Origin of the sequence: Nocardia sp. NPDC058519 (assembly GCF_042719755.1) — a bacterium.
Taxonomy (GTDB): domain Bacteria; phylum Actinomycetota; class Actinomycetes; order Mycobacteriales; family Mycobacteriaceae; genus Nocardia.
Genome location: NZ_JBHXNK010000013.1, coordinates 96,325 through 112,250, shown reverse-complemented (window position 1 = coordinate 112,250; position 15,926 = coordinate 96,325). Strand labels below are relative to the sequence as shown.

Here is a 15,926-nt window from a genome sequence, read left to right as displayed (position 1 = left end):
CGGCCATTCTGGCGGACATGACGAACTATCGCCGCAAGTCGGTACGCTGCACCGGACGCGCCGGAGGTACCGGCGCCGCGATCTATCGGGGAAAGCAGCAGATGAACCGAATCTCCCTCGTCGTTCTGGCCGCCGGGGCACTGACCCTGACACTGGTCGGGTGCGGTTCCGGCGACGACTCCGCCGATGCGAGCGGGCTGCGCAAGGGCACACCGAGCTCCAGCGCGCCCGCCACCACCACAGCGCCCACCTCGAGCGCGGCGCCGACCGCTGCCGCCGTGAGCGCCGACATCACCTGCACGCAGTTCAAGTCGCTCGACGCGGACGGCGAGAAGAAGGCGATCGACAAGATCCTCGCGGAAAACCCCGGTGGGCCGTTCGACGGCAGCCCTAACGTGGCGCTCAGCACCGTGAAGCTGGTCTGCCTGGTGCCGGCCAATGCCGACAAGCCGGTCGCCGACGCCGCCGGGATGAAGCCCTAGTTTTGGAGCGCTGGCGCGCTCGAGCGGGGCCCTTCGGGCCCCTGATCTTCCCTCCCTCCGGGTACTCCTTCGTCGCACCCTCCGCTCAGTCCAGATCAGGGCGGGCCCCTTGGGGTAGAGACATACGATGTTGGCCAGGTGGGATCTTCGGGATGTTTGCGGCTCAGCTCAGGAGCGATTGCCAGTTGGCGGGCACGCGGGCGGCCGGGCCGGGGACGGACTGATCGGTCGGGTGGCTGGTCGGCGGGGCCAGTTCGGGACCGTCGCTGTACATCTCCCCGCTGGAGAAGTTGTAGAACCAGTCCTCGCCCGGCTCGTAGCTCTGCATGAACGGGTGCGAGGTGGCCTCGAAGTGCTTGGTCGCGTGCTTGCTGGGGGAGCTGTCGCAGCAGCCGACGTGCCCGCATTCGGCGCAGCGGCGCAGATGCACCCACCAGCCGCCGCTCTCGTCGCACTCGGCGCAACCCGCGCCACTCGGCGGCACGCTCGGATCGATCCCCGCTTCAGCCATCCTGACCTCCTGTAATAGGTGTGCTCACATCCTCCGCCGCCGGCTCCAGGGGCAGGCGGACGATGAACCGCGTGTTGCCGGGTTCTGATTCGACCCGGATGTCACCGTTGTGCTTGTTCACCACGATCCGGAACGAGATGTCGAGGCCGAGGCCGGTACCGTCGCCGACCGGTTTGGTGGTGAAGAACGGCTCGAAGATTCGACCACGAGCCTCGGGTGGAATGCCGGGCCCGGTGTCCCCGATTTCCACGGCGGCGCAGTCGTTCTCCTTGAAGGTGCGGATCGTCAAGGTGCCCTCGCCACCCATCGCGTAGACCGCGTTGTCGATGAGGTTGGTCCACACCTGATTGAGTTCGGCGGCGAAGCAGGGGACCGGCGGCAGGCCGCGGTCGTAGTCCTTCACCACGTGTACGCCGTCACCGAGTTTGCGGTTGAGCATCACCAGGGTGGAATCGAGCAGTTCGTGCAGGTCGACGACCTGATAGGGCGCGCGATCCATCTGCGAATACTGTTTGGCGGCACCGACGAGCGTGGAGATGCGGGTGGTCGAGTCGAAGATCTCGTTCATCAGCAACTCGGTCTCGATGGTGTAGTTCAGCCAGCGCACCGCACCCTCGAACACCGGCGCCTTGCAGGCTTCCAGCGTGGCGTGCACGCCTTCGAGCCAGTCGGTGTCCAGGCCCGCCTGCACGAAGGTCGGCGCCAGATTCCAGCCGTCGGCGATGCCGCGCTCGTCGAACCAGTCGGCCAGCGCGTCCTCCCGATCTGCCGCTTCCAGCGGGCTGAGGTCTGGTGCCTTGGCGACCTGCTCGGCAGCCTGCTCCTGCAACTCGATGAGCTTGACCAGCGCGTCGGCCGGGAACTTGCCCTCGGCCATCATCTTGAGCTTGTGCCGCATCCCGGCCACGCGTTCACGCAGGCCCGAGGTGGCGCGCACCGCGGCGGCGGCGGGATTGTTGAGCTCGTGGGTGAGCCCGGCCGACAGCGATCCGAGGGCGAGCAGCCGTTCCCGTTCGGCGATCCGCTGGCTGGACTTCTGCCCGCCGAAGAACGCGCCCTCGAGCAGGTGCACGGCCATCGGGAACCACTCGTGCATGATCCGGGAGAAATCCGCCGCGTCCATGACCAGGAACCGGGAGCGGCGCAGCACGTACATCGAGCCGTTGTAGTTCTGGTTCGCCCGCTCACCCAGATACGCCATCCAGGCACCGGCGTACACCCCGCGATGGTCGGTGCGGTTGATCTCGATATCCACCCCACCGGACAGCTTGGTCAGCCGCACCTCGCCGTCGATCATCACGTAGAAGCAGGTCGCCGGTTCACCCTCGCGGAACACCGGGCCCGGGTCGACGTACTCGATGCGCCCGACGGCGCACAGCTCGGCGAGCTGGGAGTCGTCGAGTTTCTCGAACAGGAACAGCGTGCGCAGTTCTTCCGGATCGCAGATCAAAGAACTCATCTCCTAGGCCGTCTCTATGGGCATGATCGGGCGGCCTGCGTGGTCACGCTCCGCTACCGCCTCCGGCCGCTGACCTCTCATGCCAGATACCGGTGGACGAGCATGACCGCCATCGCGCCTTCACCGACCGCCGAGGCGACCCGCTTGGCGGATTCGGCGTGCACATCGCCCGCGACGAACACCCCTGGCACGCTGGTCTCGAGATGCTGCGGTGGGCGCGGCAGTTCCCAGCCGGGTGGTCGCGCGCCGTCGACCATCAGATCGGGTCCGGCCAGCACGTATCCGGCGGCGTCGCGGGTGACGACGCCGTCGAGCCAGCCGGTCTGCGGTGCGGCGCCGATGAACAGGAACAGTCGTTGCGCGTCGACCTTGTCCTCGGTGCTGGTGCTGTTGTCGCGCAGGATGATCCGTTCCAGGTGCGTGTCGCCGTCGACGCCGACCACCTCGGTCTCGGTGTGCACCACGATGTTCGGGATCTCCGCGATCTGCTGGACCAGATAGTGCGACATCGACCGATCCAGCGAGTCGCCCCGGACAACCAGGTGCACACGACGGGCATTGCGGGACAGGAACACCGCGGCCTGTCCGGCCGAATTGGCCCCGCCGACGATGTAGACCTCCTGCTCGGCGCACTCGGCCGCCTCGGTCATCGCCGAGCCGTAATACACACCGCGCCCGGTGAATTCGTCCACACCCGCCGCGGGATGACGCCGGTAGTCCACACCTGTCGCGATCAGAACCGTATGCGCGCAGAGCTTTCCGCCGTCGGCGAACCGCACCGTGCGCGCCGAACCGTTGATCTCGAGCGCGACCACATCGCGAGTGGTGATGATCTCCGCACCGAATTTCGCCGCCTGTCGCCGGGCCCGATCCGCCAGCTGCGACCCCGAGACCCCGTCGGGAAATCCGAGATAGTTCTCGATCCGCGAGCTCTGCCCCGCCTGCCCGCCGGTGGCCGTGCGCTCCACCAGCACCGTGCGCAACCCCTCCGACGCGCCGTAGACCGCCGCGCCGAGCCCGGCGGGCCCGCCGCCGACCACGATCAGATCGTAGAAGTCCCCACTGGGTTCGACTGTGAGCCCGACGTTTTCGGCGAGCTCGCTGTCGGTCGGCTGGATCAGCGCGGTGCCAGCGGCCGTGATCACCACCGGACAGGTCAGCGGATCGGCGCCCGCCGCCTCCAGCAACCGGGTGCCCTCCGGTTCGTCGACCGGGTACCACCGATACGGCAACTGATTGCGCGCCAAGAACTCTCGCACCTGCGAAGACCGCGGCGACCAACGGTCACCGACGACCTTGGTCTCGTACACCGGCCGCTGCTCGGCACTGCGCCACACATCGAGCAACCCGTCGATCACCGGATACAGCTTCTCCTCCGGCGGATCCCACGGCTTGAGCAGATAGTGGTCGAGATCGATGACATTGATCGCGTCGATCGCGGCATCGGTGTCGGCGTAGGCGGTGAGCAGCACCCGACGCGCGTACGGGTGCAGATCCATCGCCTGTTCGAGGAATTCGATCCCGTCCATACCGGGCATCCGGTAGTCGGCGATCAGCACCGCCACTGGCTGCCCGCGCAGTTTCATCTCCCGCAGCGCCTCCAGCGCCTGCTGCCCCGATTCGGCTCGCAGAATCCGGTAGTCGGCGCCGTAGCGGCGGCGCAGATCGCGCACGACCGCCCGGGAAACGCCGGGGTCGTCGTCAACGCTCAGAATGGCCGGTTTGGTTACCGAGGGAGTGCTCACCCGATCGAGTATCCCCCTTGGGGTGCGGTGGTCGTCAGAGCTGGCGGTGGAGCACGAGGTCTAGTTCGGTGGGGGTGAGCAAACGTTCGAGGCGTTCCTCGCGTTTGAGACGGGTGCCGCGCGACACGAACGCGCTGGGGAGCGCGAAGGCGTCGTCGGGGTGGATGCTCGGCAGGAGCGGGACCTCGTTGATGTGCCTGCGTGGCAGGAGTGAGCGCAGTTTCACGGCCGATCACCTCGGGTTTGACGACGGGAACGCTGGAGGCTGAGCTTCGTAGATCAGCAAATGTCGGTAGCGAAAAGTTTGCCAGCATGTCCGAGGTGGTGCAAGTGGGACAAGGTGGACACGGCGAGCCAACCGGTCGGCGGCCCGCTTCGGCGCAGGCCACCCCGGTTTCGCGAGTAGTTGCTGATCAGCTATTTCCAGGCGGGCATGGTGACAACCTGTGCCGCATAGGAAAGCCCGGCACCGAAGGCGATCAGCAGCGCGGTGTCGCCCGGCTTCGATTCGCCCTTGCGCAGCAGCGCCTCCATCGCCAGGGGGACAGATGCTGCCGAGGTGTTGCCGGAGTCCTCGATGTCGTTGGCGAGCGCGCAGTGCTCCGGTAGCTCGAGCACCCTGGCCATGATCTCGATGATCCGGCCGTTGGCCTGGTGCGGGATCATCGCGTCGAGATCGCCGGTGGTCAGGCCCGCGCGGTCGATCGCCTCGCGGCAGACCTTCTCCAGTGAGTGCGCGGCCCAGCGGAACACCGCGGTGCCCTCCATCGTGAGGTACGGGCGGACCGCGTCGGTGCCCTTCTCCTCGATCTCGGCGAAGAACTCCGCCCAGTCCTTCGACTGGCGGATGGCGTGGTGCTGGGTGCCGTCCGAACCCCATGCGGTCGGGCCGATGCCCTGCTCGGCAGACGGGCCGACGACTACCGCGCCCGCGCCGTCGGCGAACAGGAACGCCGTCGAGCGGTCGGTGAAATCGATGGTCTCGGTGAGTTTTTCGACACCGACCACCAGCACGTGGTTCGAGGTGCCCGCGCGGACCAGGTCTGATGCCATCCCGACCGCGTGACAGAACCCGGCGCAGCCCGCGGCGATGTCGAAGGCGGCCGCGCCGGTCATGCCGAGGTCGGTGGCGATGCGCGGGCCCACGGAGGGGGTGAGCACCAGATTCGTCGACGTCGCCACGATGACGCAGTCGATCTGCTCGACCTGCACGCCCGCGGCGGCGATCGCGTCGCGCCCGGCGGCGACACTCATGGCCTGGATGGTTTCCTCGGCCGAGGCGAAGCGCCTGGTCTTGATGCCCGATCGAGTGCGGATCCACTCGTCGCTGGAGTCGATCGGTCCTGCGACCTCGTCGTTGGTGACCACCCGAGCTGGGCGGTAGACGCCCAATCCGAGGATCGCGGTGTGCTCAGCACCCGTCGTCTGGGCGATTCGAGCAGCCATTGTGCGTCTCCTATGTACCTGTCAACCTGCGGCAGCACCGCTGGGTGTACCCGAAGCATCGAAATCTGTCCCTCATCGCCCGTGACTCGTGCGTGGACACCATGTGAACGCTGAGACATGAGGCTTCCTCATATTAGCGCGTCAGATTGTGATCTGAGTGTCGATTGTCACAAGAGGGCCGGGGGTATCTTGGGGACAAGGCGATTGCTCGCCGACCCATCGAGGGATCGAGGACATCATGCTCGGACTCGGAATCATCAGTTGGATCATCATCGGCGGTCTCGCCGGCTGGATCGCGAGCAAGTTCATGAAGACCGACGCACAGCAGGGCATCCTGCTCAATATCGTCGTCGGGGTCATCGGCGGTCTGCTCGGCGGCTTCGTGCTGAGCCTGTTCGGCGTCGATGTCGAGGGCGCGGGCTGGATTTTCAGCTTCATCACCTGTCTGGTGGGCGCCTGCGTGCTGTTGTATCTGGTGAAGCTGTTCACCGGGCGTAAATCGGTCCACTGACCACGGGTGCTTGCCCCGGGCTTCCCGTAAGGTGTGATCGCTTGTAGTCATCACACGAAAGAGGGAGCCCGTGGCACGCCGCCCCACCCCGTCCGGCACGCCCGATACCACTGCCGTCGGCCATGTCGTCGACCTGGTTCGGGCCGCTGTACCCCCGCTTCATCCCGCCGGACTGCCGTTCGTCGCGGTGCCGTTGGCGGTGGCGGTCGTCGGCGGACGCAATAAATGGGTGCGTCGAGCCGGTCTGACCGCGGCCGCCGCGTGCGCCGCCTTCTTCCGGCACCCGCATCGCGTGCCGCCGAACCGGCCGGGCATCGTGGTCGCGCCCGCCGACGGTGAAGTGGCGCTGGTCGACACCGCGGTGCCGCCCGTCGAGCTCGGACTCGGCGATCAGCCGTTGCCGCGCGTCAGCATCTTCCTTTCGGTGCTCGATGTGCACGTGCAGCGCGTTCCGGTGTCCGGAACCGTGCGCGAGGTGCTGCATCAGCCGGGCAAGTTCCTCTCGGCCGATCTGCCGGAGGCCTCCGACGCCAACGAACGCAACAGCATGGTCATCGACACCGCCGATGGCAAGCAGGTCGTCGTGGTGCAGATCGCCGGTCTGCTGGCCCGGCGCATCGTCTGCGATGCCCGCGGCGGTGACCTGCTCACCATCGGCGACACCTACGGCCTGATCCGGTTCGGGTCTCGCGTCGACACGTACTTCCCGGTCGGCACCGAACTGCTGGTCGCCCCCGGGCAGCGCACGATCGGGGCAGAAACCGTCCTGGCTGTGCTGGGATGATCGAACAGGCTCGTAAGCGTCCCCGCTCGGTACGGCTGCTGCCGAGCGTTGTCACCATCCTCGCGCTGTGTGCGGGCCTGTCGGCGGTGAAGTTCGGGCTCGACGGTGAGCTCGGTATCTCGTTGGCGATGGTCGGCGCGGCCGCCGTGCTCGACACTCTCGACGGTCGGCTCGCGCGCATGCTCGACGCCACTTCCAAGATGGGCGCCGAACTCGATTCGCTGTCGGACGCCATCTCCTTCGGTGTCGCGCCCGCGCTGGTCATCTACGTGACCCTGCTCGACGGCTACAGCGCGGGCTGGATCGTCGCGCTGCTGTTCGCGGTGAGTCTGGTCTTGCGCCTTGCCCGCTTCAACACCCTGCTCGACGACGATTCCCGCCCGAACTGGGCGCGTGAGTACTTCGTCGGTGTGCCCGCGCCCGCAGGTGCGTTGATCGCGCTGGTGCCGATCGCGTTGAAGGTGCAGTTCGGCGACGGCTGGTGGGACGGTTTCGCCTTCGTCGCCGCCTGGACGGTCTTCGCCGCGCTGCTGTGCGTGAGCACGATCCCGACCCTGGCGATGAAGTCCGTCTCCGTCGCCCCGCAGGCCGCAGCGGGTCTGCTGGTTCTGACCGCGTTGGCTGCCGCGCTGCTGGTGACCTACCCGATCGTGCTGCTGCTGATCTTGGTCGCGCTGTATCTGGCGCACATCCCGTTCGCCTGGCGGTCGGCCCGCTGGGTGGCTGCACGGCCGGAGACCTGGCAGCACAAGCCCGCTGAGCGTCGGGCGCAGCGTCGCGCGCAGCGGCGGATGCCCGCGATTCGCCGACCGGCTATTCGCGGATCCGCGCGGTTGCGTCTGCGTCGTCCGCGCAACGACGACTAGGTTCTCACCGCGCGAGACGGCGCCCACATCGTGGTGATCGGCGGGGAGTGCGGCGGTACCGTTGCGGCACTGAATCCGCGGGCAAAGGGGCAACGAGTGGAATCCGACGGCGTCGCCGAGTTCATGGAGCATCGTCAGCGGCTGTTCTCGCTGGCATATCGGATGTTCGGTGCGGCGAGCGAGGCCGAGGACGTCGTGCAGGAGATCTATCTGCGGTGGGCGCTGGCCGACCGCGGCGAGATCGCCAATGCCGAAGCGTGGTTGACGACCGTCACCGTGAATCTGTGTCGTACCCAGCTCGTTTCGGCCCGCGCCCGGCGCGAGACCTACGTCGGTCAGTGGCTGCCGGAGCCGGTGCCGACCGGCGCCGGTGCGCTCGGCCCGCTGGGGACCGTCGAGGAACGCGAGTCGGTCTCCCTTGCCGTGCTCACCGCGATGGAACGGCTCAGCCCGATCGAGCGCGCCGTATTCGTGCTGCGCGAGGCGTTCGGCTACCCGCATGCCGAGATCGCGCAGATGCTCGATCTCACCGAGGCCAACACCCAGCAGGTATTCCATCGGGCCGGTCAGCGGGTGCGCACCGGCAAACAGCGCTACGTGGTGTCGGCCGAGCATGCGCGCACGATGATCGAGAAGTTCCTGCAGGCGGCCTCGACCGGCGATGTGGGCGGCCTGCGCGAACTGCTCGCCGACGATGTGGTGTCGGTCGCCGATGGTGGCGGCCGGGTTGTCGCCGCCAAGATCCCGGTGGTCGGCGGCGATGTGGTCGCGCGCTACCTGTCCAACCTGCGCCGCTTCCTGAGTCCGACGTCGCGGTTCGAATTCGCCGAGATCAACGGCGACGTGAGTCTGATCATGTTCCAGGACGAGGTCCCGGCCGGCGTGCTCGTTTTCGACTTCGACGAAGCGGGTTCGATCCTGGCGGTTCGCACGGTCGTGAACCCGGTCAAATTGGGCGCCGTAGCAGTGTGATCCAGATCACGACGAGAACCTGTCAGGAACTCGGCTGCTGATCGGTCTGGTGTGTGTCGGCATTTCGAGAGAAGGAGCCACATCATGACCGGTCAGCATCGGATCGTCGTCCTCGGCGCCGGGTACGCGGGACTCACCGCGGCCCGCGCCCTCGCGAAGAAGACTCGCGACACCCAGATCACCGTCGTGGACGCCCGCGCCGAATTCGTGCAGCGGGTGCGTCTGCACCAGGCCGCCGCGGGCCAGCCGGTCAAGCGGCTCGACCTGCGGAAGTCGCTGGAACGCAAGGGCATCGAGTTCATCCAGGCACGGGCCACCGATCTGGACCCGGACCGCAAGATCGTCGCCATCGACGGTGAGTGGACGCTGCACTACGACACCCTCGTCTACGCGCTCGGCAGCCAGGCCGACCGCAATGCCGTGCCCGGTGCCGCCGAGCACGCGAAGTTCGTCGCCACCGCCGAAGACCTGACGGAGCTGTCCGGTCAGATTGTCATCGTCGGATCGGGCCCGACCGGCATCGAACTGGCCACCGAACTCGCTGAGTCGCAGCCGGATTCGCAGATCAGCCTGCTCGGCACCGAAGATCCCGGCGCCTGGCTCTCGCCGCGCGCGCACCAGGCGATCCGCGCCGCGCTCACCCGTCTCGGCGTCGAAATCCGTTCCGGTGTCAAGGTTGTCGAGGTGCTGCCCGATGCTGTCCGGCTCGCGGACGGCACCCTGGTACCCGCCGCCACCACCGTCTGGACCACCGGTTTCACCGTCCCCGACCTGGCTCGTCGTGCGGGCCTCGAGGTCGCCGCCGACGGTCGCATCCGCACCGACGACACGCTGCGCTCGGTATCGCACCCCGACATCTACGCCGTCGGCGACGCCGCGCTGATGGCGGGTGTGGACGGCCGCCCGCTGCGGATGGCGTGTGCGACAGCGATTCCCGCCGGCCAGTACGTGGTCGGCGCGATCACGGCGCGGGCGGGTGGTCGCGAACCCGAGCCGATGAACGGCCGCTACGTCGCGCAGTGCATCAGCCTCGGTCGCAACGACGCGGTGCTGCAGCTCGTCAAGGCGGACGACACCCCGACGAACAGGGTGTTCACCGGTCGAATCGGTGTGGTGATGAAAGAACTGATCGTGCGCGGCACCGCCTTCACGGTCGGGCTGCGGTGAGCCGCGCTGGGCGCACACTCAGTGTGCGCCCAGCGCGGTCCGGACCCGACGGCCCAATGCCCACCCCCACGGTGCGATCGCGACCAGGCCGAGCACGCCCAGCCAGGGCAGCCGCCACCACCAACGTGATTCGTGCTCGACTTCCGTCGGCGGCTCGGTCAGTAGCCGCGCCGTCGACGACCACACCACGAACGCATCCCCGATCGGCAACAGCCCGAACGCATAGCGTTTGGACCACGGCAGATCGATCGGCAATCCGAGCAGCTCGCCTTCCGATCCGATCGCGGCCGCCAGGGTGCGGTCACCGTTCATCCTGGCCGCTCCGACGGCGACGACGGTGGCGGACAGGCTGATCCCGGCGACCAACGGCCCGGAATCGACATCACCGCTCCCGTCGACCCCCTTCGGATACTCGCGAACGGCCGGACCGAAACCACCGGGGTAGGACAGGAATTGATCGCGAAAAAGCGCGTACTGGTTCTTCGCGAACGCCGGATCTATCTCGGGCAGGAACCGATGTATCGCTGTCTGCGAGGTGGCCCGAGCGCCGGTCATCATCGATCCGTCGGCCGCGGAAACCTGATGCGGCAGCAGTCCGGTCGCGGGGTCGAGTCGGGTCTTGGCCTGCGCCAGCCAACGGTCGATGACTGCGGTGTACTTCGCGCCGAACAGCTTGTCGTGCAGGCGAAGTGAAGCCATCGCGACAGTCGAATCGACCGGCCAGGCTTGACCCTGATAGGCCTGGAGGAATGGCGTGTCGGCCGTCGAGAACGCCTGCGCGATCTCGGCGCTGTGCACGGAAAACTGGTGCACCGCCGAGGTATCGGAGTGATCGAGCGACAGGATCGCCCCGCGCAACCAGTTGGTCCACCCCGCCCAGAACACCCCGTACGCGGGCTGCAATCGAGGGCTGAAAACCGCGCGCCCCTCGTCGGACTCCACTCGTGCCAGCGCCCACCGTGATTCACGCAGCGCGTCATCGCGCAGTCCCGAATCGGTGTGCGCGGCCTGCACCCAGGCGAGGCCGTAGAGCACGTTCGAGAAGACGTACCCCTCCGGAAACAGTTCTTGCGCAGCAGTATCCGAGCCTTCATCGAGTGCGTCACGCACGAATGCCAGCTGCCGCTCGGTGGCCCCCGGCTGCTCGTCGAGCCCCGGCTGCGGCCACAGCAGCCGTCCGGCGCCGACCAGGCACGCCACCGTCACGACGATCCCCGCAACGCGCGGCGCCCAGCGCCGAAATCTCCCCATGGCGCCACTCTGCCAGGAATTGACCGTCAACCAACCGTTGACGATCCCGCATCGTCAACCTACAGTTGACGCATGAGCACTCCGAACTTCCGCCTCGACGACCTCATCGACGGCATCAAGAAGGCCCGCCCCGACAACGTCCTCGACCAACTCTCCGACGCCGTGGTCGCCGCCAATCACCTCGGTGAGACGGCAGACCACCTGATCGGCCACTTCGTCGACCAGGCCCGCCGTTCCGGCGCCTCCTGGACCGACATCGGCTCCAGCATGGGTGTCAGCAAACAGGCCGTCCAGAAACGGTTCGTGCCGAAGGGGCCGAGCGATACGGCCGCCATGGACCCGCAGGCGGGCTTCGCCAAGTTCACCGACCGCGCCCGGCAGGTGGTCGTCGGCTCCCAGGAAGCTGCCCGCGCCTCGGGGAGTAGCCAGATCGCGCTGGGACATCTGATCCTGGGTCTGATCGGTCAGTCCGAGGGGCTGGCCGCCCGGGAAATCGTCGCCAGGGGTGTGGCGCTGGACGCGGTGCGCGATGCCGCGACCGCCTCGCTGCCCGCCGCCGAGGGTGACGTGCCTGCCCTCATCCCGTTCGACGGTGACACGAAGAAGGTTCTCGAGCTGACCTTTCGCGAAGCGCTGCGCCTCGGCCACAACTACATCGGCACCGAGCACATCCTGCTGGCTCTGCTGGAACAGGAGAACGGCTCGGGCGTACTCAGCGGTGTGGGCCTTGACAAGGCCGTCGTCGAGGCCGAACTCGTCGAGTTGCTGAATCAGTTCCTGGCTTCGGCCGACGGCGAGGCCTGAGCGGGCGGGTCGCGCCCGGTGTGTCCTGCGCGCCGGGCGCGACCTTGCACTCTCGTCACCCGAGTGCTAAAAATGGCTTTGGCACTCGTGACTGTTGAGTGCCAGGTCGGGGTGGTGAGATCGGGTTCCATCGACACCCTCGGTCGTCCGTCGCGGGCACCGCACCTGGCCAGCGTAACTTTGGGGCGATCCAACCTGTGGTCGTCTCGTGTGTCAGCCATAGACATGTGGAGGATCTCAACGCAATGGCCAAGACAATTGCGTACGACGAAGAGGCCCGTCGCGGTCTCGAGCGGGGTCTGAACGCCCTCGCCGACGCTGTCAAGGTGACGCTGGGCCCGAAGGGTCGCAACGTCGTGCTCGAGAAGAAGTGGGGCGCCCCCACGATCACCAACGATGGTGTTTCCATCGCCAAGGAGATCGACCTCGAGGACCCGTACGAGAAGATCGGCGCCGAGCTGGTCAAGGAAGTCGCCAAGAAGACGGATGACGTCGCCGGCGACGGTACGACCACCGCTACCGTGCTCGCCCAGGCGCTCGTGCGTGAAGGTCTGCGCAACGTCGCGGCCGGCGCGAACCCGCTCGGCCTGAAGCGCGGCATCGAGAAGGCCGTCGAGGCCGTCACCGCCAAGCTGCTCGAGACCGCCAAGGAGATCGACACCAAGGAGCAGATCGCTGCTACCGCTGGTATCTCCGCGGGCGACTCGGCCATCGGCCAGCTCATCGCCGAGGCGATGGACAAGGTCGGCAAGGAAGGTGTCATCACCGTCGAGGAGAGCAACACCTTCGGGCTCCAGCTGGAGCTGACCGAGGGTATGCGCTTCGACAAGGGCTACATCTCCGGTTACTTCGTCACCGACCCCGAGCGTCAGGAAGCGGTCCTCGAGGACCCGTACATCCTGCTGGTGTCGTCGAAGATCTCGACCGTCAAGGACCTGCTGCCGCTGCTGGAGAAGGTCATCCAGGCCGGCAAGCCGCTGCTGATCATCGCCGAGGACGTCGAGGGCGAAGCCCTCTCGACCCTGGTCGTGAACAAGATCCGTGGCACCTTCAAGTCCGTCGCCGTCAAGGCGCCCGGCTTCGGTGACCGTCGCAAGGCCCAGCTGGCCGATATCGCCATCCTCACCGGTGGCGAGGTCATCAGCGAAGAGGTCGGCCTCTCCCTGGAGACCGCAGGCATCGAGCTGCTCGGCACCGCGCGCAAGGTCGTCATCACCAAGGACGAGACCACCATCGTCGAGGGTGCGGGCGACGCGGAGGCCATCAAGGGCCGCGTGGCGCAGATCCGCGCCGAGATCGAGTCCTCGGATTCGGACTACGACCGTGAGAAGCTGCAGGAACGTCTGGCCAAGCTGGCCGGCGGCGTCGCGGTGATCAAGGCCGGTGCCGCTACCGAGGTCGAGCTCAAGGAGCGCAAGCACCGCATCGAAGATGCCGTGCGCAACGCCAAGGCCGCCGTCGAAGAGGGCATCGTTGCCGGTGGTGGCGTCGCGCTGCTGCAGGCCGCCCCCGCGCTCGACGGCTTCAGCGGCCTGACCGCTGACGAGGCGACCGGTGTCAACATCGTGCGCGTCGCGCTGTCGGCTCCGCTCAAGCAGATCGCCTTCAACGCGGGCCTCGAGCCCGGCGTCGTGGCCGAGAAGGTCTCCAACCTCCCCGAGGGCGAAGGCCTGAACGCCGACACCGGTGTCTACGAGAACCTGCTGGCCGCCGGCGTTGCCGACCCGGTCAAGGTCACCCGCTCGGCCCTGCAGAACGCGGCCTCCATCGCCGCGCTCTTCCTCACCACCGAGGCAGTGGTCGCCGACAAGCCGGAGAAGTCCGCCCCCGCGGGCGACCCCACCGGCGGCATGGGCGGCATGGACTTCTGATCCCCTGATCAGCTAGCCCAACGCAATTCACGAAGACCGGTCCACCACTCGGTGGGCCGGTCTTCGGCATGAAATAGGGGAGTGAACATGGCGATCGTCCACACGGTCCGCAAGTACTGGTTGTTCTGTGTACTGATGGGGATAATTTGCGGCTGGGTGATTCTGTCGGGTCTGCTCGATCTGGCTGACAGTACGGCCACCTGTCACGACTGGAGCCCACTCGTCCTGGATTTCACCAGCTATGACATGGCCCCAGGGGATAACGCGTGCGGGATGCCGAAGTCCGGCTACGCCAACTACGCGGACGTGAAGATGATCAACAATGTCCTGGACTCGGTGCGGGTCATCATCGGTGCGGTGATGTTGTGGATAGGTTGCTCTGCCATACGCGACTTGGCCAAGAAGGCCTACCCGAGCGAATAGACCGATCCGCGCGCGGGAGGTCAGCCGACCGGGGTCAACCGCAGGCGCTCGGCCAGTTCGTTGAAGATGTAGAAGTTGGGGATGGTGCTGACGGGGGCCAGGGACATCCACATGCCGGAGAGTTTGATGCGGATGTGGCCGCTGCGGGCGTCGATGAGCTGGATGTCTTCCCAGGACAGGGCTTCCGCGCGGAAGGTGAGGGCGTCGAGGGAGAGGGCGAGGTCGCCGAAGGGGACGGTTTCGCCGTTGTCGATGGCGGCTACCGCGGCGGGGAGTTGGGTTGCGGTGACGGCGGATTGGATGGCGCGGGCCCATTCGCGGGCGCGGGCGAAACCCTCTTCGTCGATGGTCGCCTCGACACCGCCGGGGCCCGACAGTTCCAGCAGGTAGGTGACCGGGGTGGTGTCGTGGAAGGGAATCGAGTGCTGACGCACTTCGGTGCTGTCCCAACGGAATCCGGCCACGCGCTGACCCGATCGGTAGACGGTGACGCCGTGGTCGAACAGGTCGATGCGGGCGGCGCGGTTCTGCCGGTTGATCACGCCACGGCGCAGTGCGAGGAGCACGGGCGCGGCAGCGATCACCAGCAGGGTGATACCGCCTTGCCATGCGCCCACAGCGCCGACGATGACGCCGATGGTGGCGATACAGCCCGCCACGATGCCGCAGCCGCGCACGAAGGTGTCGTCGGCGGGGGTGGCGAGAAAGGTGTCACGGTGCGCGCCGAGGTGCTGATACTCCGCCATCAGGTGTATCAGTTGGGTCAACGGCACCGCGTGCCGCGTATCGGCTACGTCCTCCGGCCTGTTCGGAGTGATCACTCGTCCCTCCATGAGGCGTTTTCATCCGCGGCGAAGCGTATGCGAACCGGCGGAATATTGCCACCGGTATGGTTCGGAAATTCTGGCCGCGACCGGGCGGAATGGTTCAGCCGATGGCGAAAGCGACGAAGAATCCTGCCGCGGTTGCCATCCCGACCCACCAGCCGCCTTCGCGATAGGCCTCGGGAATGAGCGAGTCGGCCAGCACCGCGATCGTCGCGCCGCCTGCGAAGGCTTGCACCACGCTGATCGCCGTCGTCGACACCGAACCCGCGAAACCGTTGCCCAGCACGGTCACCGCGACGAGCACCGAGGCTGTCACCGCCCACAGCGCGAAGGTCCGGGCCGTCTCGAACCCGTGCTGCTCGCGCATCAGTACCGCCCCGCTGAGCGCTTCGGGCACATTGCCCGCCGCGATCGCGACCAGCAATACGAATCCGCCTCCGCCACTGAGGGATACGCCGAGAGCGAGGTTCTCCGGCACGCCGTCGAGCACGGTCCCCAGCAGCAATGCCCAGCCGATCGCGGCGGGTCCCAGCTTGTTCTCGATGAGGTGGTTGGCGACCACGTACACCCCCGCACCGGCGAACAGCGCAGCACCGGCGATCAGCGGACCGTCGCGACGGAAGGCGGGCGCGAAGAGCTCCTCCGACATCGCCGCGATCATCGTTCCGGCACCGAATGCCATCATCGCGGCGAGCACGGCCTTCGGCAGCGTCCACCGAAGTCCCACCGCGACCCCGATCAGCAGCGGGACCGCGGTGCCGAGGCCGTACAGCAGGGCGGTGGGCATGGGCCAGAGCCTATTCGACC

The 15,926-nt window shown here is 67.0% G+C and carries 17 protein-coding genes; 9 read left to right on the top strand and 8 right to left on the bottom strand.

Annotated elements, in window-relative coordinates; all coding sequences use genetic code 11:
* The first annotated feature begins 17 nt into the window (after window positions 1-17).
* Window positions 18-482, top strand: a complete 465-nt coding sequence (locus ACFWPK_RS16835; RefSeq protein WP_378916527.1) for a hypothetical protein — start codon at window positions 18-20, stop codon at window positions 480-482.
* A 163-nt stretch (window positions 483-645) separates the two neighbouring features.
* Here the strand turns inward: ACFWPK_RS16835 and ACFWPK_RS16830 are convergent, their stop codons facing one another.
* The 5 genes from ACFWPK_RS16830 to ACFWPK_RS16810 all read right to left on the bottom strand — a co-directional run bounded on the left by ACFWPK_RS16830 (window position 646) and on the right by ACFWPK_RS16810 (window position 5,643).
* Window positions 646-993: a UBP-type zinc finger domain-containing protein gene (locus tag ACFWPK_RS16830; RefSeq protein ID WP_378916525.1), complete on the bottom strand. Its 348-nt coding sequence runs from the start codon at window positions 991-993 to the stop codon at window positions 646-648.
* Complete coding sequence (locus ACFWPK_RS16825; protein ID WP_378916523.1) at window positions 986-2,452, bottom strand: ATP-binding protein; 1,467 nt, start codon at window positions 2,450-2,452, stop codon at window positions 986-988. The genes ACFWPK_RS16830 and ACFWPK_RS16825 overlap by 8 nt, the downstream gene beginning before the upstream one ends.
* A 77-nt stretch (window positions 2,453-2,529) precedes the next feature.
* Window positions 2,530-4,197 carry an FAD-dependent oxidoreductase gene (locus ACFWPK_RS16820; protein WP_378916521.1) on the bottom strand — a complete coding sequence of 556 codons (1,668 nt, stop codon included), beginning with the start codon at window positions 4,195-4,197 and terminating at the stop codon, window positions 2,530-2,532.
* Window positions 4,198-4,231: 34 nt separating this feature from the next.
* The gene (locus ACFWPK_RS16815) at window positions 4,232-4,423 is read right to left on the bottom strand and encodes a hypothetical protein (RefSeq protein WP_378916518.1); all 192 of its coding nucleotides are present in this window, start codon (window positions 4,421-4,423) and stop codon (window positions 4,232-4,234) included.
* A 191-nt stretch (window positions 4,424-4,614) separates the two neighbouring features.
* Window positions 4,615-5,643, bottom strand: coding sequence for a beta-ketoacyl-ACP synthase III (locus ACFWPK_RS16810; RefSeq protein WP_378916516.1), 1,029 nt, complete (start codon window positions 5,641-5,643; stop codon window positions 4,615-4,617).
* Window positions 5,644-5,881: 238 nt separating this feature from the next.
* Here ACFWPK_RS16810 and ACFWPK_RS16805 point away from each other — a divergent pair, with 238 nt between their 5' ends.
* From ACFWPK_RS16805 to ACFWPK_RS16785, 5 genes are all read left to right on the top strand, one after another.
* Window positions 5,882-6,154 carry a GlsB/YeaQ/YmgE family stress response membrane protein gene (locus ACFWPK_RS16805; protein ID WP_301903856.1) on the top strand — a complete coding sequence of 91 codons (273 nt, stop codon included), beginning with the start codon at window positions 5,882-5,884 and terminating at the stop codon, window positions 6,152-6,154.
* Window positions 6,155-6,224: 70 nt separating this feature from the next.
* Window positions 6,225-6,938 (top strand): phosphatidylserine decarboxylase, encoded by a 714-nt coding sequence (locus ACFWPK_RS16800; RefSeq protein WP_378916514.1) that lies wholly within the window; start codon window positions 6,225-6,227, stop codon window positions 6,936-6,938.
* Window positions 6,935-7,804, top strand: a complete 870-nt coding sequence (locus tag ACFWPK_RS16795) for a CDP-alcohol phosphatidyltransferase family protein (RefSeq protein ID WP_378916512.1) — start codon at window positions 6,935-6,937, stop codon at window positions 7,802-7,804. Before ACFWPK_RS16800 ends, ACFWPK_RS16795 begins: the two co-directional genes overlap by 4 nt.
* A 96-nt stretch (window positions 7,805-7,900) precedes the next feature.
* On the top strand, window positions 7,901-8,776 hold the full coding sequence (locus ACFWPK_RS16790) for an RNA polymerase sigma-70 factor (RefSeq protein ID WP_378916509.1): 876 nt from the start codon (window positions 7,901-7,903) through the stop codon (window positions 8,774-8,776).
* Between the two features lie 84 nt (window positions 8,777-8,860).
* A complete protein-coding gene (locus ACFWPK_RS16785) occupies window positions 8,861-9,943 on the top strand; it encodes an NAD(P)/FAD-dependent oxidoreductase (protein WP_378916507.1) in 1,083 nt (360 codons plus the stop codon).
* An 18-nt stretch (window positions 9,944-9,961) separates the two neighbouring features.
* Here ACFWPK_RS16785 and ACFWPK_RS16780 read toward each other — a convergent pair whose 3' ends face one another.
* On the bottom strand, window positions 9,962-11,194 hold the full coding sequence (locus tag ACFWPK_RS16780; RefSeq protein WP_378916505.1) for a hypothetical protein: 1,233 nt from the start codon (window positions 11,192-11,194) through the stop codon (window positions 9,962-9,964).
* A gap of 72 nt (window positions 11,195-11,266) precedes the next feature.
* Here ACFWPK_RS16780 and ACFWPK_RS16775 point away from each other — a divergent pair, with 72 nt between their 5' ends.
* From ACFWPK_RS16775 to ACFWPK_RS16765, 3 genes are all read left to right on the top strand, one after another.
* Window positions 11,267-11,998 carry a Clp protease N-terminal domain-containing protein gene (locus ACFWPK_RS16775; RefSeq protein WP_378916503.1) on the top strand — a complete coding sequence of 244 codons (732 nt, stop codon included), beginning with the start codon at window positions 11,267-11,269 and terminating at the stop codon, window positions 11,996-11,998.
* 245 nt (window positions 11,999-12,243) lie between these two features.
* Window positions 12,244-13,869, top strand: coding sequence for a chaperonin GroEL (gene groL / locus ACFWPK_RS16770; RefSeq protein ID WP_378916501.1), 1,626 nt, complete (start codon window positions 12,244-12,246; stop codon window positions 13,867-13,869).
* An 87-nt stretch (window positions 13,870-13,956) separates the two neighbouring features.
* On the top strand, window positions 13,957-14,292 hold the full coding sequence (locus ACFWPK_RS16765) for a hypothetical protein (protein ID WP_378916498.1): 336 nt from the start codon (window positions 13,957-13,959) through the stop codon (window positions 14,290-14,292).
* Between the two features lie 20 nt (window positions 14,293-14,312).
* On the opposite strand, the gene ACFWPK_RS16760 is transcribed toward ACFWPK_RS16765, so the two are convergent.
* Both ACFWPK_RS16760 and ACFWPK_RS16755 read right to left on the bottom strand, forming a co-directional pair.
* Entirely contained in the window at window positions 14,313-15,113 is an 801-nt protein-coding gene (locus ACFWPK_RS16760) for a DUF6585 family protein (RefSeq protein ID WP_378916496.1), read from the bottom strand.
* 106 nt (window positions 15,114-15,219) lie between these two features.
* On the bottom strand, window positions 15,220-15,906 hold the full coding sequence (locus ACFWPK_RS16755) for a ZIP family metal transporter (RefSeq protein ID WP_378916493.1): 687 nt from the start codon (window positions 15,904-15,906) through the stop codon (window positions 15,220-15,222).
* Between the last annotated feature and the right edge of the window lie 20 nt (window positions 15,907-15,926).

Coding starts and splice junctions, on each gene's coding strand:
- groL (WP_378916501.1), top strand. CDS start 12,244: ATGGCCAAGACAATTGCGTACGACGAAGAGGCCCGTCGCGGTCTCGAG.
- ACFWPK_RS16780 (WP_378916505.1), bottom strand. CDS start 11,194: ATGGGGAGATTTCGGCGCTGGGCGCCGCGCGTTGCGGGGATCGTCGTG.
- ACFWPK_RS16785 (WP_378916507.1), top strand. CDS start 8,861: ATGACCGGTCAGCATCGGATCGTCGTCCTCGGCGCCGGGTACGCGGGA.
- ACFWPK_RS16810 (WP_378916516.1), bottom strand. CDS start 5,643: ATGGCTGCTCGAATCGCCCAGACGACGGGTGCTGAGCACACCGCGATC.
- ACFWPK_RS16755 (WP_378916493.1), bottom strand. CDS start 15,906: ATGCCCACCGCCCTGCTGTACGGCCTCGGCACCGCGGTCCCGCTGCTG.
- ACFWPK_RS16795 (WP_378916512.1), top strand. CDS start 6,935: ATGATCGAACAGGCTCGTAAGCGTCCCCGCTCGGTACGGCTGCTGCCG.
- ACFWPK_RS16775 (WP_378916503.1), top strand. CDS start 11,267: ATGAGCACTCCGAACTTCCGCCTCGACGACCTCATCGACGGCATCAAG.
- ACFWPK_RS16805 (WP_301903856.1), top strand. CDS start 5,882: ATGCTCGGACTCGGAATCATCAGTTGGATCATCATCGGCGGTCTCGCC.
- ACFWPK_RS16765 (WP_378916498.1), top strand. CDS start 13,957: ATGGCGATCGTCCACACGGTCCGCAAGTACTGGTTGTTCTGTGTACTG.
- ACFWPK_RS16825 (WP_378916523.1), bottom strand. CDS start 2,452: ATGAGTTCTTTGATCTGCGATCCGGAAGAACTGCGCACGCTGTTCCTG.
- ACFWPK_RS16835 (WP_378916527.1), top strand. CDS start 18: ATGACGAACTATCGCCGCAAGTCGGTACGCTGCACCGGACGCGCCGGA.
- ACFWPK_RS16830 (WP_378916525.1), bottom strand. CDS start 993: ATGGCTGAAGCGGGGATCGATCCGAGCGTGCCGCCGAGTGGCGCGGGT.